Annotated in this window: 16 protein-coding genes; 4 read left to right on the top strand and 12 right to left on the bottom strand. The window is 43.8% G+C overall.

All coding sequences use genetic code 11. The features are described from left to right. Positions 1–147 precede the first annotated feature (147 nt). Complete coding sequence (locus QUB24_RS16075) at positions 148–1,359, bottom strand: acetate kinase (protein WP_333154152.1); 1,212 nt, start codon at positions 1,357–1,359, stop codon at positions 148–150. Between the two features lie 228 nt (positions 1,360–1,587). Between QUB24_RS16075 and psaK the strand changes: the two genes are divergently transcribed. Continuing rightward, on the top strand, positions 1,588–1,842 hold the full coding sequence (psaK, locus tag QUB24_RS16070) for a photosystem I reaction center subunit PsaK (protein ID WP_333154150.1): 255 nt from the start codon (positions 1,588–1,590) through the stop codon (positions 1,840–1,842). A 41-nt stretch (positions 1,843–1,883) separates the two neighbouring features. Here psaK and QUB24_RS16065 read toward each other — a convergent pair whose 3' ends face one another. From QUB24_RS16065 to QUB24_RS16055, 3 genes are read right to left on the bottom strand one after another with little or no spacing between them, the layout of a single operon-like run. Continuing rightward, positions 1,884–2,522: a histidine phosphatase family protein gene (locus QUB24_RS16065; protein WP_333154149.1), complete on the bottom strand. Its 639-nt coding sequence runs from the start codon at positions 2,520–2,522 to the stop codon at positions 1,884–1,886. A 28-nt stretch (positions 2,523–2,550) separates the two neighbouring features. After that, positions 2,551–3,240, bottom strand: a complete 690-nt coding sequence (locus QUB24_RS16060) for a DUF3226 domain-containing protein (protein WP_333154148.1) — start codon at positions 3,238–3,240, stop codon at positions 2,551–2,553. Further along, positions 3,233–4,357 carry an AAA family ATPase gene (locus QUB24_RS16055; protein ID WP_333154147.1) on the bottom strand — a complete coding sequence of 375 codons (1,125 nt, stop codon included), beginning with the start codon at positions 4,355–4,357 and terminating at the stop codon, positions 3,233–3,235. Before QUB24_RS16055 ends, QUB24_RS16060 begins: the two co-directional genes overlap by 8 nt. Positions 4,358–4,460: 103 nt before the next feature. On the opposite strand from QUB24_RS16055, the gene QUB24_RS16050 reads away from it, so the two are divergent. Next, positions 4,461–4,688 carry a DUF433 domain-containing protein gene (locus tag QUB24_RS16050; protein ID WP_333154146.1) on the top strand — a complete coding sequence of 76 codons (228 nt, stop codon included), beginning with the start codon at positions 4,461–4,463 and terminating at the stop codon, positions 4,686–4,688. 315 nt (positions 4,689–5,003) lie between these two features. On the opposite strand, the gene QUB24_RS16045 is transcribed toward QUB24_RS16050, so the two are convergent. From QUB24_RS16045 to QUB24_RS16030, 4 genes are all read right to left on the bottom strand, one after another. Further along, on the bottom strand, positions 5,004–7,478 hold the full coding sequence (locus tag QUB24_RS16045; RefSeq protein ID WP_333154144.1) for a phosphoketolase family protein: 2,475 nt from the start codon (positions 7,476–7,478) through the stop codon (positions 5,004–5,006). Between the two features lie 466 nt (positions 7,479–7,944). Beyond that, positions 7,945–8,379: a hypothetical protein gene (locus tag QUB24_RS16040; RefSeq protein ID WP_333056601.1), complete on the bottom strand. Its 435-nt coding sequence runs from the start codon at positions 8,377–8,379 to the stop codon at positions 7,945–7,947. A 7-nt stretch (positions 8,380–8,386) separates the two neighbouring features. Next, a complete protein-coding gene (locus tag QUB24_RS16035; protein ID WP_333154141.1) occupies positions 8,387–9,676 on the bottom strand; it encodes an AAA family ATPase in 1,290 nt (429 codons plus the stop codon). Between the two features lie 536 nt (positions 9,677–10,212). Next, positions 10,213–10,461 (bottom strand): hypothetical protein, encoded by a 249-nt coding sequence (locus QUB24_RS16030; protein WP_333154140.1) that lies wholly within the window; start codon positions 10,459–10,461, stop codon positions 10,213–10,215. A gap of 631 nt (positions 10,462–11,092) precedes the next feature. Here QUB24_RS16030 and QUB24_RS16025 point away from each other — a divergent pair. After that, positions 11,093–11,452 (top strand): DUF433 domain-containing protein, encoded by a 360-nt coding sequence (locus QUB24_RS16025; protein WP_333154138.1) that lies wholly within the window; start codon positions 11,093–11,095, stop codon positions 11,450–11,452. 4 nt (positions 11,453–11,456) lie between these two features. Next, positions 11,457–11,804 (top strand): DUF5615 family PIN-like protein, encoded by a 348-nt coding sequence (locus QUB24_RS16020; RefSeq protein WP_333056587.1) that lies wholly within the window; start codon positions 11,457–11,459, stop codon positions 11,802–11,804. A gap of 406 nt (positions 11,805–12,210) precedes the next feature. Here the strand turns inward: QUB24_RS16020 and QUB24_RS16015 are convergent, their stop codons facing one another. The 4 genes from QUB24_RS16015 to QUB24_RS16000 form a co-directional block, all read right to left on the bottom strand. Then, entirely contained in the window at positions 12,211–13,167 is a 957-nt protein-coding gene (locus QUB24_RS16015) for an MrcB family domain-containing protein (RefSeq protein WP_333154136.1), read from the bottom strand. 258 nt (positions 13,168–13,425) lie between these two features. Then, positions 13,426–13,656 carry a hypothetical protein gene (locus tag QUB24_RS16010; RefSeq protein ID WP_333154134.1) on the bottom strand — a complete coding sequence of 77 codons (231 nt, stop codon included), beginning with the start codon at positions 13,654–13,656 and terminating at the stop codon, positions 13,426–13,428. A gap of 265 nt (positions 13,657–13,921) precedes the next feature. Further along, entirely contained in the window at positions 13,922–16,654 is a 2,733-nt protein-coding gene (gene topA, locus QUB24_RS16005; RefSeq protein WP_333154132.1) for a type I DNA topoisomerase, read from the bottom strand. Positions 16,655–17,044: 390 nt separating this feature from the next. Next, positions 17,045–17,335: a hypothetical protein gene (locus QUB24_RS16000; RefSeq protein ID WP_333154131.1), complete on the bottom strand. Its 291-nt coding sequence runs from the start codon at positions 17,333–17,335 to the stop codon at positions 17,045–17,047. Positions 17,336–17,363 lie beyond the last annotated feature (28 nt).

The raw sequence follows: 17,363 nt of genomic DNA, 5'->3' as shown, positions 1-17,363 counted from the left end.
CAGGAATTTATAAAATAAGTTAGGAATGAGAATTAAATAACTTCCACTCTTGAAAGTGGGATGGGCGTCCCGCCCGTCCTTTTTGAACGGGCGGGACGCCCATCCCACAATAACAATTAAAATTGTAAGTTATTTAATTCGCGATCCTTAGTGAGAAAGTTTCCAGCATTCTCGCGCAATTTCCCAATCCTCCTGTGTGTGAATTACCAAAATTTTTACGGCTGAATCCACTGCCGCAATATCTTGATCGCTCGGTGAATGTTGATTTTTCTCCCCATCCAATTTTAAGCCTATAAATCCAAAAGCTTCGCAAGCTGCCGCCCGTACAACAGCAGAATTTTCCCCAACTCCCGCCGTAAAAATTAAAGCATCCAACCCTCCCAAACTCGCCAGCATGGCACCAATTCCGGCACGCAAACGGTGGATGTAAATATCCAAAGCCAGTTGAGCTCTCTGATTACCTTGGGCGATCGCATCTCCAATCTGCCGCAGATCGCTAGACACGCCTGAAATCCCTTTTAAACCAGAATTTCGATTGAGAATACCATCAAGTTTCTCAGCAGTAAAATCGGATTGTTTTAATAGATGAATGAGAATGCCTGGATCGATCGAACCCGATCGACTTCCCATCATCAAACCTTCCAAAGGCGTAAATCCCATCGTCGTGTCAACACTCCTGCCACCGCGAATGGCTGCCAGAGAACATCCGTTGCCCAAATGACAGCTAACCAACCGCAAATCTGCCAAATCTTGACCCAGAATGTCGGCGGCCCGACGCGCGCAATATTGATGGCTAATCCCGTGAAAACCGTAGCGCCGAATCCCATTTTCCAGCCATTCATAGGGGCCGGGATAAACAAAGGCTGCGGGCGGCAATTGTGCGTGAAAAGCTGTATCAAATACTGCTACTTGCGGCACATTTGGGAGGATTTTTTCAACGGCTTCGATACCTTCGAGGTTAACCGGATTGTGAACGGGGGCGAAAACAGATAAACGGGCGATCGCCTTTTTAACATCCGGCGAAATTAACGTACTTTGCTGATAATCTTCCCCGCCATGTACGACGCGGTGGCCGACAATATCCACCTCTTTTAAATCATTAATGGTTTGAGTTTTCCCCCTCCAAAGACTCTCCAGCATTCGATAAATAGCATCTTTGCGAGACTCGGAGGCAAACTCCTCTTCAAGCCGATCGCCTTTTGCTGTTTTGACTTTCAACTCTGCTATACCCTGCTGGTGAGTCCAATCAATTTGAGCTGACCAGAGGGGTTGCAAAGGTCGATCGGGCAGGACATCGTTTAACTCGTAAAGACAGCTCTTTTGACTGCTAGAACCCGCATTTAACACCAGTATTTTCATGCTTTATTATGTCCTGTTGATTCGTTCTTTCGATCGCTAGGCGATTGCAATCGCGTCTTGTCAAACTTTCGTCCGCCTGCACAGACTAAGAAACCTTGAGAGCCTGGGAAAATTATTAAGAAAAATGTCGAAAAATTAACTCTTAATGCAATGTGTAGCTAACAGTTGCATTTTTTTGATATATCTTCTAGGCAGATTTTCATTTACTAAAGTTTAAGGAGCCGATCGATGTTTACACCAATTTTACTTGCCACTGTCGCCAGAACCGTAGAGTGGAGCCCCACGACCGGTTTGATTATGATTCTTTGCAATATTTTAGCTATTGCGATCGGCAAATCAACCATCCAGAAGCCTACCACAGGCCCAGCCGCGCCCTCGATATTGGGCGGTTTGAGCTTGGGTGCAGTTGTGGGAAGTCTCTGCTTCGGTCATATTTTGGGAACAGGTACGATTTTAGGATTGTCTTACATAGGCGCGATTTAGTTTCAGACTGTAGGGTGCGCCTCCGCACCTTACCCGCAATTTCAAGTACCGGGTAAATTGCGGAGGTTTTCATCCATGTACGATCGATCGCCCAAAACCTCCAGCAACGGGCCGCGAACATCAAACTTGACAATACTGACAGAAGCTGCTAAAGCGCTAATGCGATCGCGATAACGTCCCAAATCAATCCCCAACAGACTGCAAAGAATAATCCGAATAGTAGCTTTGTGGGAGACAACCAACACATTTCCATTCTTGTATTTTTCCTCAATTTCGGCAATAACTAAGGAAGCTCTACTGGCAATTTGTACCGAAGTTTCGCCGCCGTTGGGTGCATTCCAAGCCGGTTCAGTCAGCCAGTTAATATAATCTTCTGTATATTCTTTTTTGACTGACTCTAATGTTTTGCCTTCCCACTCACCGTACTTAATTTCCCTCAGTCCATCGCGAAGCTGCATTTCAATTCCCACAGCATCGCACAAAGGTTTTGCAGTGGCAATTGTGCGTTTCATCGGACTGACATAAACAGCATTCCAAGGCAATTTTGCGTAAGTAGCAGCAAACTGTTCTGCCATTTGAGAACCTGCGGATGTTAATTCTGGGTCGAGGTCGCCGCAGAAGCCACCTGTTTTGCTGTAAGTCGTTTCACCGTGTCGTAGAAAATAGATTTTTAAGCTCATGAGTTAATTGTGTGTGAATTTTACTATGTTAGCAAAAGAGTTTAAAAAACTCCTTCAAATCATCGAGAGCAGGATGAGCCCAATTCCAAATATCTTTTTTGTGTTTCATAACATAATCAAACCCAGACATACTGCATTTCTTTCCAGCTTGTTTCTGTTCCTGATTTGAGCAAGTATCATACCTGAGATAGATGCTCACCCAGAATTTATCAAAATCTTTCTGCTTGATTTCCTTTCCCTCCTTTTCTTTTATGCAACTTCTCCAGCTATCCAAACAATCAGCATAAGGTGATTCTCTAGCCTTTATTGCCTTTAAAAGCGTTTCCAGTTCGCCTTTACCTCCAACATTTGTAAAGTAACAAGCCAATTTTGCATTTGTTCCATGATCTGTACAAATATCGATAAATTGTTTAGTGCTTGACAAGCTTTCAGCTTTAAACACTTGCTTTATACATCTATCTACGAATTTCAGCCGTTCTTGCTCTGCACAATTATCAATATCGATAATAATTCCAATCTTTTCAATATCTTTGCGGTCAATCTTTCTTATTAAATTTTTTAAAGCTTTGATTAACTCTGTTTCGCTCAAGCCTTCCAAAGGTTCATAATCACCTATATAAATAGGTTTTTCTACCTGGATATCGCAGTTTAGTTTCTCAACCATTGCCTGCATGAAAAATTTATCATTTTTACTTTCTACTATGACAATATTACTCACCTCTCACTCCTTCTTGATGCTCTAGTGCGTAATTCAAAGTTTCCAAATCGAGCCGACTTCCGATTATTTGATTTGTTTTGAGTTTCCTTGCTAGTTCAAAATATGCGCTGCTGCATTCCTGATTTTGTTCTAAACCCACATCAGCAAATGCTTGAAGCATCTCTAAACTGTGCGTTGTAGCAAAAATCTGGGTATCCAGTTCAACCGCTAAGCGAAATAATAATCTCCAAAATTCCCGCTGAGTTGTATAGTGTATACCATTTTCTATCTCATCAATTAGCAATATTTTATGTTGGTTGTTGACCAGTTTAAGGATAATTTCTGCAACTCTGTTAATGGCATCTCCAAACAATGATAGAGGCAAACGATTTTCACCTTTTCTTCTCAAGTAAAGCGTGGGTTCCCCAATCGAAAAACTCTCTACTGATTCTATTGAAGAGTCTAGAACTTGAAAAGCTTTCAAAACTTCCCTATATTTGTCATCCAAACGCGCGAGGTCAAATAGTTCCATAATATCTGTCCCCAAAGACCTCATACAAGATGGAATAAAAGGCGGTTCGTTAACATTAGGACGCTTCCCAAACCAGTATTGTCTTGATGAAGTAGCTATGACAACGGACTGAACATTTTCTTGATTATCTCGATTTGACTTAATATTTAGGACTAACAAATCATCTTTATCCTTCAAGAAGGACTCTCTTAATCTTTCTACATTTTGATCGTCAAAAATATTGTTCACATTTCCCGATTCATCTAAGCAAATTTCTATTTTGTGTATGACGTTACTCTCATCTTTTCCCTGAATTACTATAGCTGCGTCTTTGTTCTGGGAATAAAAAAAGTTTTCCCATCCCCTCTTAAATATTGATTGTATTAATTCTCTCGGTTCTCTCGATTCTCTCGGTTCTATTGGTTCTATCGATTCTGAGGATTCCCTTCTCAGCGTTTTTAATGCGAATATACTTCTACCATCGGGATCTTTATAGAGAAAAATTGCTTCTAGCAATGCTGTCTTGCCAGCATTATTTTTACCCCCGATTAAATTGACTCTTTCAAACCCAGAAATTTTGATTTGCTCAAAGCACCTAAAATTTTGAATTTCTATTTTTTTAAGCATGACCGCCTCTTTTGAATGTACAAATCCTAAATCACTGTTGATTTATGCTAACATTAATTCTATCTTAGTTGTTTTACTTGAGTCGCAACAAGCGAGGAATGTCATGCAGACTATAGACCTTTTTGAAGTCATTGAACGCCATCCAAGCAAGGTAAGCGGTGCATGGGTATTTCGAGGAACGCGCGTACCTGTTGCCGCCTTTTTCGAGAACCTTAAAGATGGAGCATCTATTGACCAGTTTCTCGAATGGTTTCCAGGAGTAACTCGCGCCCAAGTTGAGGTATTACTCGATCGCGCCCTAGCCTCGTTAACGCAGATGGCACAAGCATGAAGATATCGATTAACCCGCAAGTCCGCCGGGGGTTGAAAACCCCCGTCTCATAGCGAAAGTCCTCTAAAAGAGGACTGAAAAGCCAATTAAATCAACCACTTAATTCCTAATTTCAAATCTCAAATCTCCAATCTCAAATCAATAATTCCCAATCTAACATCTAAAATCTAAAATCGATAGTCGGTTTCAACCGACTTTTGCTATGAGACAGGGGTTTTCAACCCCTGGCGGACTCGCGGACTAACGACAGATATCTCATAGCAACTAAAAAAGCCCTCAATTTCTGAGGACTTTCTTTTCATACCGCGATCGCACCTATCCAGGTGCACCCGATCGCACGGTTTGATCTCCAGTCGTTGTCGGATCTTTCGTTTCCTTCGGCGCTTCCGACGAAACCGCGCCCGCGTGCGGCCACTTCCAGTCGCGGATTTCCGGCATATCATCGCCGTGTTCGTTGATATAATGCCTGTGTTCGATCAGCTTGTCACGGATAGCTTGTTTGCCGTAAGCTGCGACAGAACTCAGTTTTGGAACGCGATCGAGTACATCTCCAACTAAATGGAATCGATCGAGGTCATTAATCACCACCATATCAAACGGCGTCGTAGTCGTTCCCTCTTCCTTGTAACCCCGAACGTGAATATTCGGGTGATTTGTCCGGCGATAAGTCAAGCGGTGAATCAGCCAAGGATAGCCGTGAAAAGCAAAAATCACCGGCTTATCTTTCGTGAACAAAGTATCAAAATCCTTGTCAGACAAACCGTGGGGATGTTCGCTAGCCGGTTGCAGCGTCATCAAATCCACCACATTCACCACCCGCACTTTTAAATCGGGATAATCTCGGCGGAGAATGTCCACAGCAGCCAAAGTTTCCAGCGTCGGAACATCACCCGCGCAAGCCATCACCACATCCGGTTCGCCGCCTTTATCGTTACTAGCCCACTCCCAAATGCCGATGCCGGCGGTACAGTGTTTAATCGCAGAATCCATATCCAAATACTGCAATGCCGGCTGCTTCCCTGCAATAATCACGTTGACATAGTGGCGACTGCGGAGACAGTGATCCGTTACTGACAGCAAAGTATTAGCATCGGGCGGCAAATAAATCCGCACCACTTCCGCTTTCTTGTTAATTACGTGGTCAATAAAACCCGGATCTTGGTGAGAAAAACCGTTGTGGTCTTGTCGCCAAACGTGAGAAGTTAGTAAGTAATTCAGAGATGCGATCGGTCGGCGCCAAGGAATGTGACGAGTAGTTTTCAACCACTTGGCGTGTTGGTTGAACATCGAATCGATGATGTGAATAAACGCCTCGTAGCAGGAGAAAAATCCGTGGCGTCCCGTCAGTAAATAGCCTTCCAGCCATCCCTGACATAGATGTTCGCTGAGGACTTCCATCACCCGGCCTTCGGGGGAGATGTGGTCGTCTTCGGGCAAAATTTCCCCCGCCCACATCCGGTTCGTCACTTCAAACACCGGATCGAGGCGGTTTGAGGCCGTCTCGTCAGGCCCGACAATGCGGAAATTGGCGTTTTCCTGATTGAGTGTCATCACGTCTCGCAGGAAGCGGCCGGAAACGCGGGTTGCTTCTGCCATTACAGTGCCCGGTTTTTGCACGTCAACGGCGTAGTCTTCAAATTTCGGCATTTTCAAGTCTCGCAGCAGCAGGCCGCCGTTAGCGTGGGGATTTGCCCCCATGCGCCGAGATCCCTTGGGCGCGAGTTCTGCCAATTCGGGAATTAACTTGCCATTTTCGTCGAAGAGTTCTTCCGGCTTATAGCTTTTCATCCAATCTTCGAGGAGTTGGACGTGTCCCGGCTTAGAAGCCATTTCCGAAAGTGGGACTTGGTGCGATCGCCAATAATCCTCAGTTTTCTTACCGTCAACTTCCTTCGGCCCCGTCCAGCCTTTGGGAGTTTTCATCACAATCATCGGCCACTGGGGACGGCCCGAATAGCCCTCCGTCCGGGCTTTTTCCTGAATCGCCTTAATTTCGCCGATCGCGGTATCGAGAGTTGCAGCCATCAACTGGTGCATGGTTTCCGGGTCTGAACCTTCCACCCAATAAGGTTTGTAGCCATAACCGACCATCAAACTTTCCAATTCCTCCTGCGGAATGCGGGCCAACAGCGTTGGATTGGCAATTTTGTAGCCGTTCAAGTGCAAAATCGGCAACACGGCCCCGTCGCGAACCGGGTTGAGAAACTTGTTAGAATGCCAGCTAGCAGCCAAGGGGCCGCTTTCGGCTTCCCCGTCACCGACAACGGCCGCCACAATCAAATCGGGATTGTCGAAAACTGCACCGTAAGCGTGGACGAGGGCGTAGCCGAGTTCACCTCCTTCGTGAATCGAACCGGGAGTTTCCGGGGCGACGTGGCTGGGGATACCGCCGGGAAAGGAGAACTGTTTGAATAGCCGTTTGATACCCTCTTCATCTTCGGAAATGTTCGAGTAATATTCGCTGTAAGTGCCTTCGAGATAGGTGTTGGCCACCAAGCCCGGCCCGCCGTGTCCGGGGCCTGCGATGTAGATGGTGTTGAGGTCTTGGGCTTTGATGATGCGGTTGAGGTGAACGTAGATGAAGTTTAAACCTGGAGTGGTGCCCCAATGTCCGAGGAGTCTCGGTTTGACGTGTTCGATTTTGAGGGGTTCTTTGAGTAGGGGATTGTCGAGGAGATAGATTTGTCCGACGGATAGGTAGTTTGCCGCCCGCCAGTAGGCGTTCATTTTGTGTAGTTCTGAGTCGGAAAGCGGCTTTAATTGCGGGATCTCGGTTGTTCCTAGCATCATCAGCTATTGACTCCTAAGTTGTGGTTGTTTTGTAAAGTGCGATCGTGAAGTGCGATCGATATTAATTGGTTATCTGTGACATTTTGTATTTAAACTCCATGTCTTCCACACCAACTATTGAATTCTAGCTCGTTTATGTCTCCATCAAAGTTTAAATCAATGTTAATTTATGGCTAAACATCGCACAATTTCGAGGTAATAAAGATAGAGATTTGCGGGGATCAAGGAATTCAGTAATATAAAATAGGATTTACACAAGAGCTTGCGGAGAGTGTTCACTGGGCACCTGATGCGTATGTGCTGCAGCGGGTGGGAGAAGTTGTGCAAGTCCCCAAAAAGATACTTTTCAAGGTAGAACTCGTAATGATTTATATGTGAATTAAATTTTATTTATGCAGGCGAATTGTCTGCTGACTCCTTTTCAGGTAGAGTTCTGTATGTTTGTCATATCAAAGTTCTCGTTAGTTTAGCTTGTGGACGTACTTAAATCATACTCATCTTGAATATTCTTGATTCGGAAACTAGCATTAAATTTTTTCTTAAACTGACTTTGTAGCTGTTGTATACTTGGTGTTTGTTTTGGCACACGTGTAGACACGACAAAACATAGCTTCTTAATCTTTTGCGGATTTGCCGAAAGTAAATTAATAGTTGATTCTATTTGTTTAACCGCCTGTGCAATATCGCTTCCTTTCAACTCTACATATATTTCTACTGCATCAGAAGGAATGAGTGCGTAGTCGCAACGCAAAGTCTCATTGTCACTAATAACGCAGCCATCAACCTTAATTATTAATATTTCGTCTTTATTCGGGTTGAGGAACGTTATTTTACTTTTGTTTTCCTGCAAGACAATCTTGGTGTCGGATCTATGTTCCTCACACTCTGGAATACTTTTCATATACGATTCAAACTAAGTTGAGAAGTTGATCGAATTCAATAGCTAGTTCATCAGAAACAGAATCAATTACTCGCGCATCAATCAACCCAGTATCAGGACACACAATACTATTGCATTTTCCATTCATCAAAACATAGGCTGAGAGATCGGAAACATCTAAGGATTTGTATCTAGATACAATCTCTTCTAGTTGATGTTGTATATCTTCGCTGGACTCTTCATAAAGAAGCCCAGCCTGGAGCAGATTATTAAGTGCTGTCAGGACATAAGGACTATGGGTAGTTATAAAGAATTGAAGTTGCTCTTTGCGAGAATTAAAGACTGTAGCGATCAACTCGACAATATTACGCTGTGCGCTTGGAAATAAATGCGCTTCCGGCTCCTCAATATACACTGTCTGACCGACAGGAGGGGAAGCTAGTAAAGGTAGTGCAGCTAGTATAATTGTCAGAGGCAATGTTTCCTGTTGACCGGAAGATGAGTTCGCAATACTAATACGTCTTCCATCTGCCACCTCCAGAAAATCTTTGCCTTTTTCCTGTATGTGCTTACCACATAAAGACTGCTCTATTAGCCTGTTTATTTCCTCTAGTATATCTTTTGTATATTTATCTTCAACATCAACTTCATATTGTATACCCAAATTTTTTATCCCTTCGTATGTTGAGCCAAACGATCTTAGAAATGGATCTAAGGTATTATTGCTTGACAGAATAGAAAAAATATTGCTCTGAATATTAGAGAAAAATGAGCGACCAGCAGGAATAAAAAGCTGATTGAAGGCTGCCTCTCGACCAATGGATCTGCCTAAACTTTCTACTAAGTGATCTTTTAAAAATTTTTGGCTGAAAAGTGAACTATAAATAATATCAAAACTAGGAGCTATTTCCGAGCTTTTCTCTCTTCCTTTTTTTAGCAAATTGCGTAGGTCTGCCAATTTTTTCTTGAAAAAATCTGAATAGCTGAGGGAAATTCTACCTTTGGTATCCTGTTTTCTCCTAACTTCTATAAAAACATTGGAAATTTCATACCTGATGAAAAAATCTTGTTTTCCCCAACAATCAGGAGGAAAATATTCCTCAAACGTCTTGGAATAGTTGGAATCTAGATTGCGTTTTGTCTGCTCATTATCTACAACCGATAAAATTTCCCATACGAAGTTCTTAAAATAAAAAAGGAGTTTAGCGCAAACGCTTTTACCGCTGGCTTGAGGGCCAATAAGTATATTTATTCGTTTGATTTCAATCTCTAAATCCTTGATGCCAGCAAAGTTTTTAACTATTAATTTTTCAGCCATAATTGAAATCAAGTATGGTAAGGGCTTGTGTCATCTTAACATACAAATTTAATTTTTATGGTTAAAGTTGTCACTTTTGTGTTAATAAACCGAATTAGTCACCCTAGGAAAAACTTCAAACAACTCTCATTAATATCAAGATGGATTTCTACCATTTGTACCAATATACTTTTGGATTACCGCAGTTTTTTCGTGAAAGTCGATCGCCCATATCGCCTTTCTGGTCGCTGAGGAGATGTTAGACCAACGTCCAGTTATTGATAGGGGAAGGAATTACCGAAACCCTAAAATAATACCATTTTTACAAAGTTTGGCTAAAAAATAAGTGTTGGGTTTGTTTACATCGCCTCTCGATCGCACAAGTGCGGATCTGTGAGATTGTCGATATGCTGCGTTAGGGGTTGTTCATGGCGGCGCACCCTACGACTACTTAGCCGATCGCCACAAAGTAAACTACAGCAATCTCAATCCGAAAATCACTGCATCGGTTTGATTGCTGGCTAGATACCATCGCCGATATTTCCCGCTGAAAAAACTTAGGAGGCGACTAAAACAGGGCACTCTGAAATCCGGCAAACATTGGACACAGTTGGCTGGTGGGAAACGACTCGCAGTTCGTGAGAATACCGGGGACGCGGGTCATTTTCTAACCAGATGGGCGGTACCATCATCACTTCATAGTAAGCGATCTTATGCAAAACCCCGGGCTGGGACTTCAACTCCACTGTCAAGCCCGCTCTGTACTCAAATGCTTCTTCCCAGTCTAGGTTTTCATTCATACCCATAGCGATCGCGCCTCTTAATCTTGTTTCTTTTGTCCATTGTAGAGCGGTACATAAAAGATTGGGTACTTTCTGTTGCTTATGATACAATTTTTAACCTTATATGTTCGTTCCCTGACAATTTAAGAGAGAAGAGCAATTGTCAATAAGTAAATAGGATGATTTTGCCGACGGGTGACAAGTAAGCAGAAAAGCTAGGCTTGACAAGAGTTGGAGTTGATATGTCTCAAAAAAAATAGGGGCGATCGAACCCCGCAGACGTTTATTAGACAAAGGAAGATCAGAGAATTTTAAGGATTGAAGTACAAACCTATTTTTGCAAACTTGGTTAATATTTTATAAGTCAGCCTTAATTTGGAACTGGTATAAACACATGATTATCTAGCCCCAAAACACTACATATAGCCTTTCGAGCTCTCATATGAGGTACTCATGGGCATAGGCCTCCGTGGCCTCCGTGGGCATACCTCACCACGCTTGAGAACCGCTATATTTTGTGCTTTGTCAAGCAAGCTATAATCAAAAAAATTATCAAAATTTTCACGCTCCCTCGATTGCAATCTAGAGTCAACTGATTCGGGCGATCGCACTATAATAGCAAATAGCTACATAATTCATAAATCCTAAAATTTCCATGACAATCAAAGAATTAGAAACACAACTTTTGGCATTAACGCCAACCGAGAAAGCTGAGGCAATCAGCATCTTAACCCAAAGCCTGAAAAACAGCGGCCGCCCGATTACAAAAACTCCCGGCGTGATGGGCGGTGATGCTTGTATTCACGAAACTCGCATTCCCGTTTGGTTGATCGCCAGCTATCACAATGACGGCGCTACCGATGCTTTTATCCTAGACTGCTATCCCCATCTCAGTGCTGCTGATTTGGTAAATGTTTGGGCTTATGCTGAAGCTTATCCTGACGAAATTGAGGAAGCAATTAGACTGCAAGATGAGGCTGACGAAATATTAGATACACCTGAAAATATCAAATAAACCTATGGCGCGTCTCTACGCAGACGAACAATTTCCTCGGCAAGTCGTGCAAAACCTGCGGTCTTTGGGGCATGATGTCCTGACTGTTCAAGAAGCAGGAAATGCTGGACTACCTGATGAGGATGTATTAGCATTTGCCATCATTGAAAATCGGGCTGTTTTGACCGTCAACCGACGGGATTTCTTTCAACTGCACAAGCTGCAACCTGACCACTGTGGTATTATTGCCTGCACGCGAGATGACGATATTGCTAGACTGACTGCTAATATTAATGATGCGATATCTACTGCTGAGACATTGACGAAAAAAGTGATTCGTGTCTATCGCTCAGGGCCGCCGTCCATATCTTAATTGAACTCAATAATAAGGAATTACCGAAGCCCTAAAATAACAAAGGCTCCTTAAGGAGCCTTCGCCAAAATATAAATTTTGGTATTCAGAACGTCTTTACCGGAATTCCTCGACCCTCGTGGCTAACGGGATGTCATGATTAGATCATGTCTGCTGCATCCATAGGTCTAATCTAATTCATGGTTTGGATCTGTGTCAAGTTTTACTCAAGCAAAGTATTAAAATTTTCCAGTGTGGGCGATTTGCGGTATAGTACGCTTTCTAGTTCTGGATTGCCGCAGTTTTGTCGTGAAAGTCGATCGCACATATCGCCTTTCTGGCGGCTGAGGAGATTTTAGACTAACGCGAGGTCAGGGATATGGGGTTTGGGCGGCGTTGGGGGCGCGAGATCAGCATATTTAGCATTTTACATCTTCAATATTTTCTTGAATTCCTCCAAAGTTGGCGTTGGCTTAATTCGATGAATCATGCGATGACAGTTGGAGCAAAGAACCGTAAAGTCTTGTATTGGATCTAATTTAATTTTCGCCTTGCTCAAGCTTGATATTGGAACAGTATGATGCGCCTCTATAAATTGCTTGCCTACTTCTCCATATCGAGCTTCAAAGTTGAAATCGCAAGCTTTGCATATATAACCTTGCAACTGCTTGACTTTTTTAGATAAACTTTGGTTTCTTTCAGTAACTCTATGTATTCTATATTTTGTCAAATCTTCAAACCAGTCGTCTTTTTTTTGCTCGTAGTTCTGAATATCATTTATTGAAAAAACTTTTTCAAAAAGAGTAAAGTAAATTTCTAGGAGTTTATTGAGGTCGTCAGTCAATACCTCATCATCAGGTATCTCATTTCTAGGGTAAAATTTGGATGCAATGTTACCTGCTTCATAAGCCTGCCCCAATCTTCTAGCGTCTTTTTTACGAATGAAAGTTAGCTTTAAGTCTAGTGAATCAGAAAAATCTTTAATCGCTTCTTCTCCAAGGGTATCTCTAAAAAATATTGCTTGATTTCTCACCCTATTTCTTGATCCAGGAAGCCCACACTCATCGCGTATATCTGCAATACCCTGATTTAAAGAAAGATAAACACCAGAGCCATCCACAGGGAAAAAGTAAACACAGTAAAATCCTGAAGTTACAGTCTCAGTGACTAATATATTAAATATTGCAATCCAAGGAACTTTAGCCCAAGCACCCTTACCGGCCGAAGCTTCAATGCTGTACATATCGGGGAGATGTAAGAATGACTCTATAGATTTTGGGATCGTCTTTTTGAAATAGCTAGCAAATGGGTGTTTTGGAAAGGGATCTTTGCTAGCTTCTGGATACTCAAGAACTACTTTCTCCAGCAAATGTTTAAGCACCATATGATACTGCCTCAATATTGATAGTGAGATTGATTGGTTTGCCTCCAGAAGATCGAGGAATTCTTAGGTCAAAGGACATGAAGTCATTTGTATATTTTTCCATATATTCCCGAAATTGACTCCTGTTTTTTTACGAGAAAATTCCCTTATAATATGGTAGCGGATCGAGTAGGGTGCGTCCCCAGAGAAACTTTAATTACTGCATTCTCCATCGAAAGGGACGCACCCTACAAGCCACTAAATTTCTAGTAGCGCGGTTTACGGACATGAGGCTGCTATAACTTTAGCGTTAATTAAGGTAAAAATCCGATCTAGTTCTAGTAAGCTTGCTACTTCTACAACCTTTTCTGAATTTAAAAGATTAGCCTTTTTTCTGTCCGCTAGTTCTTCTAATCGGGCTTGCAGGTTTTCCGTAAATTTGAATAAGTAAAGATTTCTGACTTTCTGAATCGAAATCTCACGATCGATCCAGTAGGAATGTTGTACCATAAGTTCAGCTCTCATGGTGATTAAATTACTCCAATTACTAGATGGATCGTCTTGATTATATCATAAAAATAAAAGATTGCTAAAGCAAAAAACACAAAAAAACCTGCATCGAGTATTGGTCACTATTCTTTAGTCGGTTTCAACCGACTTTCGCTATGAGACAGGGAATTCATTCCCTGACGGACTCGCGGATAAACGAAAGAACCCGATAAAAACCCGGTTTTTCTACTAATAAACCGGGTTTCCAATATTACAGAAAACTCAACTAACTTGACTTAGTTGTTTTCTTGGCTGTTGTCGCAGTCGTCGCCTTCTTAGTCGTGGTTTTCTTCGCCGCAGTCTCCGTCTTTTTAGCAGTGGTTTTCTTCGCCGCAGTCTTCTTCGTTGCTGTTTCCGATTTCGTCGCAGTAGTCTTGGTTGACTTCTTAGACTTGCTGCTAGATTTTCCGCCCCCCGCTGCTTCCTTGGTGGCTAACAATTCCAGTGCTCTTTGTAAGGTGAAATTCTCCACAGATTCATCCTTAGCCAAAGAAGCATTGATATCGCCGTGTTTGACGTAGGGGCCGTAGCGGCCATCGTAAACATTGATCAATTCTCCCGACTCTGGATGCGCGCCCAATTCCTTCAAAGGTGTGGCTGATTTGCTGCGGCCGCGGGCAGCTTTCGGCTGCGATAATAACTCTAAAGCCCGATCGAGCATTATAGTCAAAACATCATCCGGCGGTTTGATCGATCGATAATCTTTCCCCACCTTACCCTGGTCATGCACCACATAAGGCCCGTACATCCCCAAATTAGCTTGCACCTTCGCCCCCGTCTCCGGGTGAGAGCCCAACAAGCGAGGTAAAGTCAACAAACTCACCGCCATATCCAGCGTCACGCTATCCTTATCCGTCCCCTTCGGTAAAGAAGCCCGCTTCGGTTTCTTATTCGTTTCCGAAACTTCCCCTAACTGAACGTATGGCCCATAACTGCCAATCAGCACATAAATCGGTTCCCCGGTTTCCGGGTGAAGACCCAATTTTTCCGGGCCTTCGGTTTTTTGCTTTAACAGAAACTCCACTTGTTCCGGATCTAAATCTGCCGGCGTCAAATCTTGGGGAATCGATGCTTTTACGACGCCTTCTTCGCTTTCCGATTCTAGGTATGCGCCGAATTTGCCGATGCAGACTTTAGCAGAAATATTCTCCAATACCACAGTTCGGGCAACTTTCGCATCAATCTGACTTTCCTGTTCTTTAACTTGGGTTGCGAGTCCGGTTTCCCCTGTATAAAACTTTTGCAAATACGGCAGCCATTTCGCCTCGCCGGTGGCAATTTCATCGAGGGTTTGTTCCATTCTGGAAGTAAAACCGGTGTCTACTAAATCGGGAAAATGTGTTTCCAATAAAGTAGTGACAGCGAAAGCGGTGAATGTCGGAATTAGGGCGTTAGCTATTAATTTGGCATATCCCCGATCGACAATTGTACCGATAATACTCGCATAGGTACTCGGACGGCCCACACCTTCGCTTTCCAGCATTTTCACCAGAGAAGCTTCCGTGTAGCGGGCAGGAGGTTGAGTTTCGTGGCCAACTGCCTCTAAATCCTTACAATTAGGTTTATCCCCCACCTTCAGCGCCGGCAAAATCACCTCCTGGTCTTCCAACGCCGCATTCGGATCGTCGGAACCTTCCACGTATGCCCGCAAAAAGCCTGGAAAATCAATGCGTTTGCCGCTGGAACGGAAACCGGCATCTTCTACCTGAGTTAATACAGTGACGTGAGTTTGGCGGGAATCGGCCATTTGAGAAGCGACAGTCCGCTTCCAAATCAAATCATAGAGGCGGAAATCAATCCCATCCAATCCCGTTTGCTGCGGAGTCCGAAAAGTGCTGCCGGCGGGACGGATAGCTTCGTGGGCTTCCTGGGCACCTTTGCTTTTCGTAGTGTATTTGCGCGGTTGGGGGCTGAGGTATTCGCTGCCGTAAAGTTCTTGCACGCAACTGCGCGCCGCTTCGATCGCCTGTTCGGACAAATGCACCGAATCCGTCCGCATATAGGTGATAAAACCGCGTTCGTAGAGACTTTGGGCAATTCGCATGGTTTCTCGCGCACCCAGCCGCAGCTTGCGGTTAGCTTCTTGCTGCAAAGTCGAGGTCGTAAACGGCGGCGAAGGTTTGCGGGTGACTGGCCGTTCTTCAATATTCCCGACAGTCCAGGGTTTGTTTTGAATGCGTGAGAGTAAAGCCCGCGCCTGTTCTTCGTTGAGCAAAAGTACACGGCGGCCTGCGATAATTTGCCCGGTATTTTCATCAAAATCGCTGCCATTTGCAACTTTTACATTGCCGACAGTCACGAGTTTGGCATCAAAGGAAATCTTGCCCTTTTCCAAAAGCGCTTTTAAATCCCAGTAACTACCTTGGCGGAAAGCGCGGCGTTCCCGTTCCCGCCGCACCAACAGGCGTACAGCGACTGACTGGACTCTACCGGCGGACAAACCCCAAGCGATTTTTTTCCACAGTAGCGGAGAGAGTGTGTAACCGACGAGTCTGTCGAGAATTCGGCGAGTTTCTTGGGCTTGTACAACTCGATTGTCGATATCGCGGCAGTGAGTCAAAGCATCGCGGATTGCTTCGCGGGTGATTTCGTGAAACACCATCCGCTTGATGGGCACTTTGGGTTTGAGGATTTGCAGCAAATGCCAGGAAATACTTTCGCCTTCCCGGTCTTCGTCAGTGGCTAGAATCAGTTCTGTGGCGTCTTTGAGGGCGTCTTTGAGTTCTTTAACAATTTTCTTTTTATCTTTCGGGATGACGTAGAGGGGTTCAAAGTCTGCTTCCACGTTTACGCCCAGTTGCGCCCATTTTTCTCCTTTAACGGCTTCTGGTATTTCTTCGGCGGAGGATGGTAGGTCGCGGACATGGCCCATCGATGCCTCTACACGGTAGGTGGAGGGCAGGAAGTTGCGGATGGTGCGGGCTTTGGTAGGAGATTCGACGATGACTAAGGTTGACATGGCATCTTTTAAATATGGATGGCAGCGCAGCTAGAGGGTCTAAGTTAGAGAGTTTAGGTCAGATGTCAAGGTTTCTTTCAACTTTGGGCGATTATTTTCAAACTACCTTAATTTTTAACTTACTGCCGATCGGGTGGCAGGTGACAATATGATGGGATTTTACTGCTTTGGGGGCAGAGGCTGCGAATCGCGTCTCTACAAGATGCACGGGATGATGACCTGACTTTAGCAGAATTGTCGCTAACTGGATGTTGAGACTGCTGGATACGGGCGGATGGTTCCTCAATTGTAGATTTTAGGTTTTAGATTTAAGATTGGGCAAGATTTGATGGTTTCCCTGCAAAAAAGACTTGAAATGCGATCGAGAATTGGTCAAATAGTCGAGCGCATTTACAGAAAGGGTCGATCGCGCTCACAAGCTAACATCAGATATTGTGGGACTAATTCTTGATACCATTTTGGGAACGGGTTATTATAAACACTAGGCAAGATGGCGTAAATCTTCGATCGTATTCGTAGGGTGTGTCGCCATCTACCATCCTCAAACAAAGAGCGACAATCGATCGAGCGACGCACTAAGCGACAATATTTGACGACACAAACCCAACATTTGTATCTTGTCTCGCTTTGGGAGCGCTCGACAGTAGTAACAACAGTGTCAGGCTGTGTTAGCTTAGCCATAGCCAGTATCTGAAAAACACTTTTGAGT

The organism is Microcoleus sp. B9-D4, from assembly GCF_036705105.1.
Lineage (GTDB): Bacteria > Cyanobacteriota > Cyanobacteriia > Cyanobacteriales > Microcoleaceae > Microcoleus.
Note: the sequence above shows the minus strand (reverse complement) of the source record. Positions and strands in the feature narration are given on the sequence as shown.

What these genes read in the sequence shown, in the direction of transcription:
- QUB24_RS16075 (WP_333154152.1), bottom strand. Translation starts at nt 1,359, where the DNA reads ATGAAAATACTGGTGTTAAATGCGGGTTCTAGCAGTCAAAAGAGCTGT.
- psaK (WP_333154150.1), top strand. Translation starts at nt 1,588, where the DNA reads ATGTTTACACCAATTTTACTTGCCACTGTCGCCAGAACCGTAGAGTGG.
- QUB24_RS16065 (WP_333154149.1), bottom strand. Translation starts at nt 2,522, where the DNA reads ATGAGCTTAAAAATCTATTTTCTACGACACGGTGAAACGACTTACAGC.
- QUB24_RS16055 (WP_333154147.1), bottom strand. Translation starts at nt 4,357, where the DNA reads ATGCTTAAAAAAATAGAAATTCAAAATTTTAGGTGCTTTGAGCAAATC.
- QUB24_RS16050 (WP_333154146.1), top strand. Translation starts at nt 4,461, where the DNA reads ATGCAGACTATAGACCTTTTTGAAGTCATTGAACGCCATCCAAGCAAG.
- QUB24_RS16045 (WP_333154144.1), bottom strand. Translation starts at nt 7,478, where the DNA reads ATGATGCTAGGAACAACCGAGATCCCGCAATTAAAGCCGCTTTCCGAC.
- QUB24_RS16040 (WP_333056601.1), bottom strand. Translation starts at nt 8,379, where the DNA reads ATGAAAAGTATTCCAGAGTGTGAGGAACATAGATCCGACACCAAGATT.
- QUB24_RS16035 (WP_333154141.1), bottom strand. Translation starts at nt 9,676, where the DNA reads ATGGCTGAAAAATTAATAGTTAAAAACTTTGCTGGCATCAAGGATTTA.
- QUB24_RS16030 (WP_333154140.1), bottom strand. Translation starts at nt 10,461, where the DNA reads ATGGGTATGAATGAAAACCTAGACTGGGAAGAAGCATTTGAGTACAGA.
- QUB24_RS16025 (WP_333154138.1), top strand. Translation starts at nt 11,093, where the DNA reads ATGACAATCAAAGAATTAGAAACACAACTTTTGGCATTAACGCCAACC.
- QUB24_RS16020 (WP_333056587.1), top strand. Translation starts at nt 11,457, where the DNA reads ATGGCGCGTCTCTACGCAGACGAACAATTTCCTCGGCAAGTCGTGCAA.
- QUB24_RS16015 (WP_333154136.1), bottom strand. Translation starts at nt 13,167, where the DNA reads ATGGTGCTTAAACATTTGCTGGAGAAAGTAGTTCTTGAGTATCCAGAA.
- QUB24_RS16010 (WP_333154134.1), bottom strand. Translation starts at nt 13,656, where the DNA reads ATGGTACAACATTCCTACTGGATCGATCGTGAGATTTCGATTCAGAAA.
- topA (WP_333154132.1), bottom strand. Translation starts at nt 16,654, where the DNA reads ATGTCAACCTTAGTCATCGTCGAATCTCCTACCAAAGCCCGCACCATC.
- QUB24_RS16000 (WP_333154131.1), bottom strand. Translation starts at nt 17,335, where the DNA reads ATGGCTAAGCTAACACAGCCTGACACTGTTGTTACTACTGTCGAGCGC.